General features: G+C 66.2%; 9 protein-coding genes. 7 read left to right on the top strand and 2 right to left on the bottom strand.

Annotation, left to right across the window (positions count from 1 at the left end; translation table 11 throughout):
- Positions 1 to 2,188 (bottom strand): DNA topoisomerase IV subunit A (gene parC / locus GH737_RS10875; RefSeq protein WP_155264843.1); only part of this gene is annotated, 2,188 nt, incomplete at its 3' end.
- A 45-nt stretch (positions 2,189 to 2,233) separates the two neighbouring features.
- The gene (locus GH737_RS10880; protein ID WP_155264844.1) at positions 2,234 to 3,187 is read right to left on the bottom strand and encodes a LysR substrate-binding domain-containing protein; all 954 of its coding nucleotides are present in this window, start codon (positions 3,185 to 3,187) and stop codon (positions 2,234 to 2,236) included.
- A gap of 156 nt (positions 3,188 to 3,343) precedes the next feature.
- Between GH737_RS10880 and GH737_RS10885 the strand changes: the two genes are divergently transcribed.
- From GH737_RS10885 to GH737_RS10915, 7 genes are all read left to right on the top strand, one after another.
- On the top strand, positions 3,344 to 3,532 hold the full coding sequence (locus GH737_RS10885; protein WP_155264845.1) for a hypothetical protein: 189 nt from the start codon (positions 3,344 to 3,346) through the stop codon (positions 3,530 to 3,532).
- A 30-nt stretch (positions 3,533 to 3,562) separates the two neighbouring features.
- A complete protein-coding gene (locus GH737_RS10890; RefSeq protein WP_155264846.1) occupies positions 3,563 to 3,739 on the top strand; it encodes a hypothetical protein in 177 nt (58 codons plus the stop codon).
- Between the two features lie 179 nt (positions 3,740 to 3,918).
- A complete protein-coding gene (locus GH737_RS10895) occupies positions 3,919 to 6,801 on the top strand; it encodes a M16 family metallopeptidase (protein ID WP_155264847.1) in 2,883 nt (960 codons plus the stop codon).
- Between the two features lie 119 nt (positions 6,802 to 6,920).
- Entirely contained in the window at positions 6,921 to 7,073 is a 153-nt protein-coding gene (locus tag GH737_RS10900; RefSeq protein ID WP_155264848.1) for a hypothetical protein, read from the top strand.
- A 118-nt stretch (positions 7,074 to 7,191) separates the two neighbouring features.
- The gene (purC, locus tag GH737_RS10905; protein ID WP_155264849.1) at positions 7,192 to 7,971 is read left to right on the top strand and encodes a phosphoribosylaminoimidazolesuccinocarboxamide synthase; all 780 of its coding nucleotides are present in this window, start codon (positions 7,192 to 7,194) and stop codon (positions 7,969 to 7,971) included.
- Between the two features lie 46 nt (positions 7,972 to 8,017).
- Positions 8,018 to 8,431, top strand: a complete 414-nt coding sequence (locus GH737_RS10910) for a GxxExxY protein (protein ID WP_155264850.1) — start codon at positions 8,018 to 8,020, stop codon at positions 8,429 to 8,431.
- 87 nt (positions 8,432 to 8,518) lie between these two features.
- Positions 8,519 to 8,739 (top strand): primosomal protein N' family DNA-binding protein (locus GH737_RS10915; protein WP_476749614.1); only part of this gene is annotated, 221 nt, incomplete at its 3' end.

Consider the following 8,739-nt stretch of genomic DNA (forward strand, 5'->3'; position numbering starts at 1 on the left):
GCATCCTGCCCGCGGCGCCGCGCGCGGCGCGCCACGGCGTAAGGTCGCTCTCGGTCCGCACGCGCCCGCTCTCGCCGCCCAGCGCCCAACTGAGCCCGTCCTCGAAACGGAAGGCGATGGCGTCGCTCAGGCCGCCGTCGCGGTAACGCTGCAGCATCACCCCCTGTCCGCGCGCAAGCTCGGGAAGCTCCGCAAGCGGGAAGACCACCATCTTGCGGTTCTCGCCGACGACGGCGACGGTATCGGCGGCTTCGGGAACAGGCCGCACGATCGCCACGCTGGCGCCCGAGCGGAGATTGACCAGTTGCTTGCCCTTCCGGGTCTCCGCCAGCGTGGCATCGGCGGTGGCGAGGAACCCGCGGCCATCGGACGACGCGAGGAGCAGTTTTGTTTCGGGGCGGACGACGAGGAGCTGAACGATGTCCACGTCCGCGTCCAGGTCGATGAACAACCTCACCGGCTCACCGAAGCCGCGCGCGCTCGGCAGCTTGTCGCCCGCGAGCGTGTAAACGCGTCCGTTCGAGGCGAATAGCGCGAGCTTGTCGGTCGTCTGCGCATGGAAGTGGATGAACGGCCCGTCCCCTTCGCGCCATTTGAGGTCGGAGACCTGATCGAGCGCGAGATGCCCCTTCATCGCGCGGATCCAGCCGCGCTGCGACAGGATGACGGTGATCGGCTCCTTCTCGATCATCGCCGACCAGTCGATCTCGCGCGGCGCCGCGCTTTCCTCGACCCGGGTGCGGCGTTCGTCGCCGAACTTGTCCTTGAGCGACTGCAGGTCCCGCTTCATCCGCGTACGCTGCCGCGCGGGGCTCTCGACCAGCTTCGCGAGGTCGTCGCGTTCCTTCGCCAAGGCGGTGCGCTCGCGGCCGATCTCCATCTCCTCGAGCCGGCGAAGCGACCGCAGGCGCATGTTGAGGATCGCCTCGGTCTGGCGGTCCGATAGCGAGAATTCGGCCATCATCGCCGTCTTGGGCTCATCCTCGGTGCGGATGATCTCGATCACGCGGTCGAGGTTGAGGAAGGCGACCAGGAATCCGTCGAGAAGCTCGATCCGCTCGTCGATCTTGCCGATCCGCACCTGGCTGCGGCGGACCAGCACCTCGAACTGGAAGGCGAGCCACGCGGCAAGCGTTTCCTTGAGGCTCATGACACCCGGCGTCCTCGTCGCGTCGAGCACGTTGAGGTTAAGCGGGAAGCGGATCTCGAGGTCCGTGAGCCGGTAGAGGCTCTCGAGCAGCAGGTCGGGGTCGACGGTTCGCGCGCGCGGCTCGACAATCAGCCGCACCTGCTCGTCGCTTTCGTCCCGCACGTCGGCGAGGATCGGCAGCTTCTTGTCGGCGATAAGCTGCGCGATCTGCTCGATCAGCTTGGCCTTGGGTACGCCATACGGGATTTCGCTTACCAGCAGGTGCCAGCCCCCGCCCTTCTCCTTCTCCACGTCCACCTTCGCCCGAAGCCGGAACGCGCCCCGACCGCTCACATAGGCTCGGGCAATCGTGTCCTCGTCGTCGACGAGCACGCCGCCGGTCGGGAAATCCGGGCCCTTTACATGCTCGAGCAGGGAGCGGTCCTCGACCTTCGGCTCGTCGATCAGGTGCATCGCCGCATCGATCAGCTCGCCGAGGTTGTGCGGCGGGATCGAGGTCGCCATGCCCACAGCGATACCGCTGGCGCCGTTGGCAAGCAGGTTCGGGAACAGGCCGGGAAAGACCTCCGGCTCCTCTTCCTCGCCGTTGTATGTCGGGCGGAAATCGACCGTGCCCTCGTCGAGCCCGGCCATGAGCTGCATCGCGATCGGCGTCAGCCGCGCCTCGGTGTAGCGGTACGCGGCGGCATTATCCCCGTCGATGTTGCCGAAATTGCCCTGGCCGTCGACCAGCGGGTAGCGAAGCGCGAAATCCTGCGCGAGGCGGACCATCGCGTCGTAGACCGACTGGTCGCCGTGCGGGTGATATTTGCCGATCACGTCGCCGACGACGCGCGCCGACTTCTTGTAGGCGCCGGCGGGGTCGAGCCGCAGCAGCCGCATCGCCCACAGCAGGCGGCGGTGGACCGGCTTCAGCCCGTCGCGGACGTCGGGCAGCGACCGCGCGGTGATCGTCGAGAGCGCATAGACCAGATAGCGCTCCGACAGCGCTGAAGCGAAGGGGGTGTCGATGACGGAAGCAAGATCGGAATCGGCCATGCCGCTGCCTAGCAACGGCGGCGGCGGCCCGCCACCGCCTGTGCATCACTGAGCGGCGATCGGCACCGGTTGCGGCCACCCGCCCGCCGCGTCCTCGAGCGCGCGCTGCATCTCGGCAAGCAGCCATTCGCGGAAGCGCTTCACCTTGGGCACCATGCGCCGCTCGCTCGGATAGATCAGCCAATAGGCCCAGCCGCGGGTCGACACGCGATCCGGGAACGGCACGCGCAGCCGCCCGGCGGCCACGTCGCCCTTCCACAAAAGGGGCGTCAGCAGCGCGAAACCCTGACCGGCCATCGCCGCGTGGCCTTCGTCGGCCTGACTGTCGAGCCGCACGCCGGGACGGCGAAAGATCCCGTCGTCGGCGGGCGCGCCATTGTCGGCGAACCACTGCAGCCACCAGTCGTCGCTCGGGTTGATTCGGTTCCGGTGCAGGAGGTCGTCCGGCTCGAGCTTGCGGCCGAGTTCACGCTCGACGGAAGCGACGCATTCGGGGCTGGCCATCGGCGTGAAGCTCGACTTGAACAGCTCGTGGTGATCGAGCCCTTCCCAGTCGCCGCGGCCGGCGCGGATCGCGACATCGGCGTCGCCGGACCGCAGGTCCACGACCTCGTTGCTGGCGGACATCCTGACGGCAAGCTCGGGATGGTCGATCTGGAAAGCGCCCAGCCGCCAAGCGAGCCAGGTGTTGGCGAACGTTTGCGTGGTGGTGATGGTGAGGAGCGACTCGTCCTCCTCGCGGTGGGTCGCGAAGGCCGCCTCGATGGTATCGAACGCGTTCGATAATGACGGAAGCAGGCGGGCGCCGAGCGGTGTCAACCGGACCCGCCCCTTTTCACGCACGAACAACGGCGCGCCCATGCGCTCCTCAAGGCTCTTCACCTGATAGGAGACGGCCGCCTGGGTCATCCCGAGCTCGGCTGCGGCAGCGGTGAAATTCTCGGTGCGCGCGGCGGCTTCGAAAGCCCGGATCGCCGCCAGTGGAGGTAGCCGCCTCATCGGTTCAGTTCATAAGCTGGATTTATGGGGTCTGTCGAGCGTTTGATTGGCGCAACGAGCGCCTGAATCATACATAGGCCTCAAGCCGCCGGCGACGGAAAACTCCCTCCCCTCAGCCCCTCGCCGGCGGCCGTCAGACAGAAAGGGACGACTGCCATGACTTATGGCCACAGCATCCGTGTGTTCGTTGAGAACGGCCCCGCCGAGCAGGTCGCGAAGATCGACGCGGGGCGCTCGACGGCCCGGGCATGGCGCGCGCTCGACGAGGCCCGCCGGCTCGAGCTCATCGAACGGGCCCTCAGCCCCGCCAACGATGTCATCGACAGCTTCCCGCTTGCGCTTTGACGCCTCGGGACAAGACGAAAGGAAGGTATCATGATGGACGAGCTTTTCGACCGCCAGTATCAGGCCGGACGCGAGCATCTCAACGCCGGGATCGGCGCCGGGTTCAGGACTCTCCGCCGGGCGATCGGCAATACATTCGATGTCCTCTATCGGATCGAATATGACGCGCCCTGGGCGACCAGGGCACGGCGCGCCCGGTCGCATTGACCGGAGGCGGAGGAGCGCGGCCGGGCACGCAGCCGCGCTCCTTGCCTTTGGTCAATTTTCCGTGTCGAAACCGCCGTTTAACCAATAAATTCAGCTGTTTGTGGAATCGCCCGGTTGCGCTTCGCGGCTTCGCGCCTAGGTTCCCTCCTCGCCGAATCACCGGGGTGCGGGGAGTTTTTGTGATCGTTAAGCCGTTTCTTTCGCGCGTCAGCAGCGCGGCCATTGCCATTGCCATCCTCACCGGCAGCGCTCCCGCGTTCGCCGCGACCGCGCCGTCTGTCGCGACCGCTCAAAAGTCCGCGGTCAACGGCTGGGGGGTGCCGCTGACCGACGTCACGCCGGATTCCTCGATCAAGTACGGCACCCTGCCCAACGGCATGAAATATGCGATCATGCACAACGCGACGCCCAAGGGCACGGCGTCGGTTCGCCTGCGCTTCGAGTTCGGATCGATCGCGGAGACCGACAACGAGCGTGGCCTCGCGCACTTCATAGAGCACATGGCCTTCAACGGCAGCACCCACGTCCCCGAAGGCGACATGGTCAAGATCCTCGAGCGGCAGGGGCTCGAGTTCGGGCCCGACACCAACGCCGTGACCAGCTTCGACTCGACGACCTACATGCTCGACCTGCCCAAGGCCGACGCCGAGCACATCGACACCGCAATGTTCCTGTTCCGCGAGGTCGCGAGCGAGCTGAAGCTCGATCCTGCAGCAGTCGATCGCGAGCGCGGCGTCATTCTTGGAGAGAAGCGGGCGCGGGACAATTTCCAATACCATCAGGTCGTCGACATGCTCGGCTTCCAGATCCCCCGCACGCCTTATCCCGAGCGACTTCCGATCGGCGTCGATTCGGTGCTCAAGAGCGCGTCTGCCGACACCATCCGCAGCCTCTACCAGCGCTATTACCGGCCGGAGAACGCGACCCTGGTCTTCGTCGGCGACGCCGACCCTGCCATCGTCGAAGGCAAGATCAGGAAGACCTTCGCCGACTGGAAGGACGCCAGCGCGGCGGGCGCGCCCCTGCCGCGCGGCAAGGTCGACCTCGCGCGTCCCGCCGCGTTCGACACGTTCGTCGATCCCGCGGTGGCCACGACCGTCAACTACACGATCGCGCGTCCGTGGGAGGACCCGGCGGACACACTCGCCGAACGCAAGCGCAAGATCGCCGAGGGGGTCGCGACCGCGATGTTCAACCGGCGGCTGCAGAAGCTCGTGAACACACCGGGCTCGCCGCTCCTCGGCGGCGGCATGGGCACGGACGAGGAGCGCGATGCGGCGCTGATGACCAGCGTCGTGCTCGCCGCCAAGGACGGCGCGTGGAAGGATGCGCTGACCGCCGCCGAGCAGGAAGTCCGCCGAGCACTCGAGCACGGCTTCACCGCTTCCGAGCTCAAGACGCAAATCGCCGACATGACGGGCGCGCTGCACGCGGCGGCCGATCAGGCGGACACGCGGACGAACAAGTCGCTTGCGAACACCATCCTCGGCGTCGTCGGCCGCGACCGGTTCGTGACCACGCCCAAGTTCAAGGCCGCGGAGTTCGACGCCGTTGCCAAGACCCTGACGCCGGAAAAGGTGAACGCCGCTTTCCGCGAGCTGTGGAAAGGCAGCGCGCCGCTCGTGCACGTCAGCGCGAAGCAGGACATCCCCACGCAGCAACTCGCCGCCGCGTTCGATGCGAGCCGCGCGGTCGCCGTCGCCGCGCCCCAGGCAAGCGAAGCGCAGGCTTTCGCTTATGACAGCTTCGGCCCGGCCGGCACGGTCGCCTCCGACACGCGCGTGGCGGACCTCGGCGTCAGGACCGTGCGCTTCGCCAACAATGTCCGGCTCAACATCAAGAAGACCGACTTCGAAGCCGGCAAGGTGCGCTTCATCGTGCGCCTCGGCAGCGGCATCCTCGACCTTCCCAAGAGCGAGCCCGGACTCGCTCCGATGCTCACCATCACCTCGGCGACCGCGGCCGTGAAGAAGCATTCGCTCGACGAGCTCAAGGACCTGCTCGCGGGCAAGGTGATCACCGTCGGCACCAAGGTCCAGGATGACGCCTTCGTCGCGAGCGGCGCCACCACGCCGCAGGATCTCGCGCTGCAAATGAAGGTCAGCGCGGCCTATCTGCTCGACCCGGGCTTCCGCCCCGAGGCGGCAGGCCAGTGGGCCAACGCGGTCCCGGTGATCGAAAAGCAGGTCGAAGCGCAGCCCGAAGCGGTTGCCGGCGTGCGCCTGCCGATCCTGCTCGCCAGCGGCGATCAGCGTTTCGGAATGCCGAAAGCCGCCGTACTCTCGAAGCGCACGTTCGATGAGGCCAAGGCGGCACTCGCTCCGGTGATCGCGTCCGCACCGATCGAGATCACCATCGTCGGCGATGTCGACGAGAATGCCGCGATCGCCGCGGTGGCTTCGACGTTCGGCGCGCTGCCCGCACGCAAGCTCGACGATGCCGTCGACCCTGCCGTCGCCAAAGCCTCGTTCCGCGCGGACCGCAGCCCGATCGTGCTCACCCACGACGGCCCGGAGGACAAGGCGATGGTCGAGGCGGTGTGGCCCACCACCGACGATTCGAACTTCCGCGAAGTCGTCGGGGTCGGGCTGCTCAAGGACGTGCTCGACCTGATGCTGACCGACAGCGTCCGCGAGAAGCTCGGCGACAGCTATGGCGTCAGCCTGTCGAGCAACATGTCCGACACCTTCAAGGGCTTCGGCTATCTTTCTGCTGCCGCGGTCGTCGCTCCCGACAAAGCGGACGAGGTCGACAAGGCGATCGCCGAAGCCGCGGCCTCGCTTCGCGACAAGCCGGTCAGCGCCGACCTCCTCGCCAGGGCCAGGAACCCCGAGCTCGAGAAGGCGGACCGCCTGATGCGCGACAACGGCTATTGGCTCGGCACGCTTCAGAAGGCGCAGAGCGAGCCCGAGCGGCTCGACCGCATCCGTCAGCACAAGGCCCTGCTCCAGTCGATCACCCCGGCGGACATCCAGAAGCTGGCGCAGAAATATCTCGAGCCGGCGACGGTCCAGAAGGTGCGGATCGTCAGCAGCAAGCTCGCGACCACGGCGTCGAACTAGCAGCTTTGCGTGAAGGGCGCGGTCCGGCGGGCCGCGCTCCCATTCTTCGACTGCGCCGGTTGTGTGGGCGCCGCCGGGCGAAGGGTGTTAGCGCTTCCGTCTTTCGGGCGGAGGCGCCGTTGAACCGGCCAGCGGCAATCGCGATTTCGTCTGCCGTGCTGCTCGCGACCTCGGCCGATGCCGGCCCGGACATGGCGCCGAGTCTCGTCTTCCGCGACTGCCGCGACTGTCCCGAGATGGTCGTGATTCCCGCCGGGGACCGCCGCCGATGAAGCTCGACGCCTTCGCATCGGGCGGGGTCGGATTCGACGTCGCGCGAGACCTTCCCCGCTGAGATTGGCTCGCCTATAGCCGCGGCTCCCCAATTCAATCGGAGTGGTCCCCCCGAACATGGCTCGCCGCCGCCAAATCTATGAGGGCAAGGCCAAGATCCTCTACGAGGGTCCCGAGCCTGGCACGCTCATCCAGTATTTCAAGGACGACGCGACCGCGTTCAACGCGCAGAAGCGCGGCACGATCAGCGGCAAGGGCGTGATCAACAACCGCATTTCGGAGCACATCTTCACCGCGCTCGGGACGATCGGCGTGCCGACCCATTTCATCCGGCGCCTCAACATGCGCGAGCAGCTGATCCGCCAGGTCGAGATCATCCCGATTGAAGTGGTCGTGCGCAACGTCGCCGCCGGCTCGCTCTCGAAGCGGCTCGGGATCGAGGAAGGCACCCAGCTGCCCCGGACGATCATCGAATATTATTACAAGGACGACGCGCTCGGCGATCCGATGATCGCGGACGAGCATATCGCCTGCTTCGGCTGGGCGACCCAGGAAGAAATGAACGACATCGCCGACATGGCGATCCGGGTGAACGACTTCCTGTCGGGCATGTTCGCGGCGATCGGCATCCGGGTGATCGACTTCAAGCTCGAGTTCGGGCGCGTGTGGGACGGCGACTACGCCCGGGTGATCCTGGCGGACGAGATCAGCCCCGACGGCTGCCGGCTGTGGGACATGAAAACCAACCAGAAGCTCGACAAGGACCGCTTCCGCCAGGACCTCGGCGGCGTCGAGGAAGCCTATCAGGAGGTCGCGCGCCGGCTCGGCCTGCTCCAGCCCGACGAGGATTCCGCGGTGCTCGACTTCGACACCCACCGCAAGAAGCGGGGAAAGTAGGTTATTTCACACGAAGGCACGAAGCAGGAAGGAAGGCACTAAGGGGGTGGCGGAGAATGAGGAGCTTGCGCGAATTGCAATCGATTGCGGTTTGCACCTGCACAAGCAACTCGGCCCCGGTTTGCTCAAGTCCGCTTATGAGGCATTGTTAGCTGAGCGGCTGCGCCGCGAGGGGTGTGAGGTCGAGCGTCAGAAGCTTCTTCCGATAGAATTCGAAGGCATAAGGCTTGAAGAAGCTTACCGCGTGGACCTGCTGGTCGGTGGCACTCTCATCGAAATCAAGTCGGTCGAGCGGCTCTCTGCTGTGCACTGCAAACAATTGCTAACCTACATCAGACTCGCGCAGCAGCCCGTAGGGCTGCTCATGAACTTCGGAGGGGAAACGTTCCGCGAAGGCCTGCGGAGAATCGTGAAAGGCCCAGCCAACATCCTCCCATTCTCTAAAGAGCGGAAAGACTAGCTTCTGATCCTTCGTGGCTTCCTTTCTTCTTCGTGCCTTCGTGTGAACCAAATACCTCCTCGTCCGGCGGCGAACTGAGTGAATTCGATCAACCGCGCCCGTGTCGTCACCCTCAACGCCGCACTCGGCCCGCTCGACTACCGTGTGCCGGACGGCATGCATGTCGAGCCCGGCTCAATCGTCGTCGCGCCGCTCGGGCCGCGTCAGCTGCTCGGCGTGGCCTGGGAGTCGGAGCGGCTGCCGACCAACGAAGTTCCGGACGCGCGGCTTCGGCCGCTCGCGGGCGTGGTCGACGTGCGGCCGATCGC

It is taken from the genome of Sphingomonas segetis (genome assembly GCF_009720245.1).
In the GTDB taxonomy this organism is placed as follows: domain Bacteria; phylum Pseudomonadota; class Alphaproteobacteria; order Sphingomonadales; family Sphingomonadaceae; genus Sphingomicrobium; species Sphingomicrobium segetis.

Excerpts from the sequence above, each read along its gene's own strand:
- GH737_RS10880 (WP_155264844.1), bottom strand. The coding sequence starts at position 3,187 with ATGAGGCGGCTACCTCCACTGGCGGCGATCCGGGCTTTCGAAGCCGCC.
- GH737_RS10885 (WP_155264845.1), top strand. The coding sequence starts at position 3,344 with ATGACTTATGGCCACAGCATCCGTGTGTTCGTTGAGAACGGCCCCGCC.
- GH737_RS10890 (WP_155264846.1), top strand. The coding sequence starts at position 3,563 with ATGATGGACGAGCTTTTCGACCGCCAGTATCAGGCCGGACGCGAGCAT.
- purC (WP_155264849.1), top strand. The coding sequence starts at position 7,192 with ATGGCTCGCCGCCGCCAAATCTATGAGGGCAAGGCCAAGATCCTCTAC.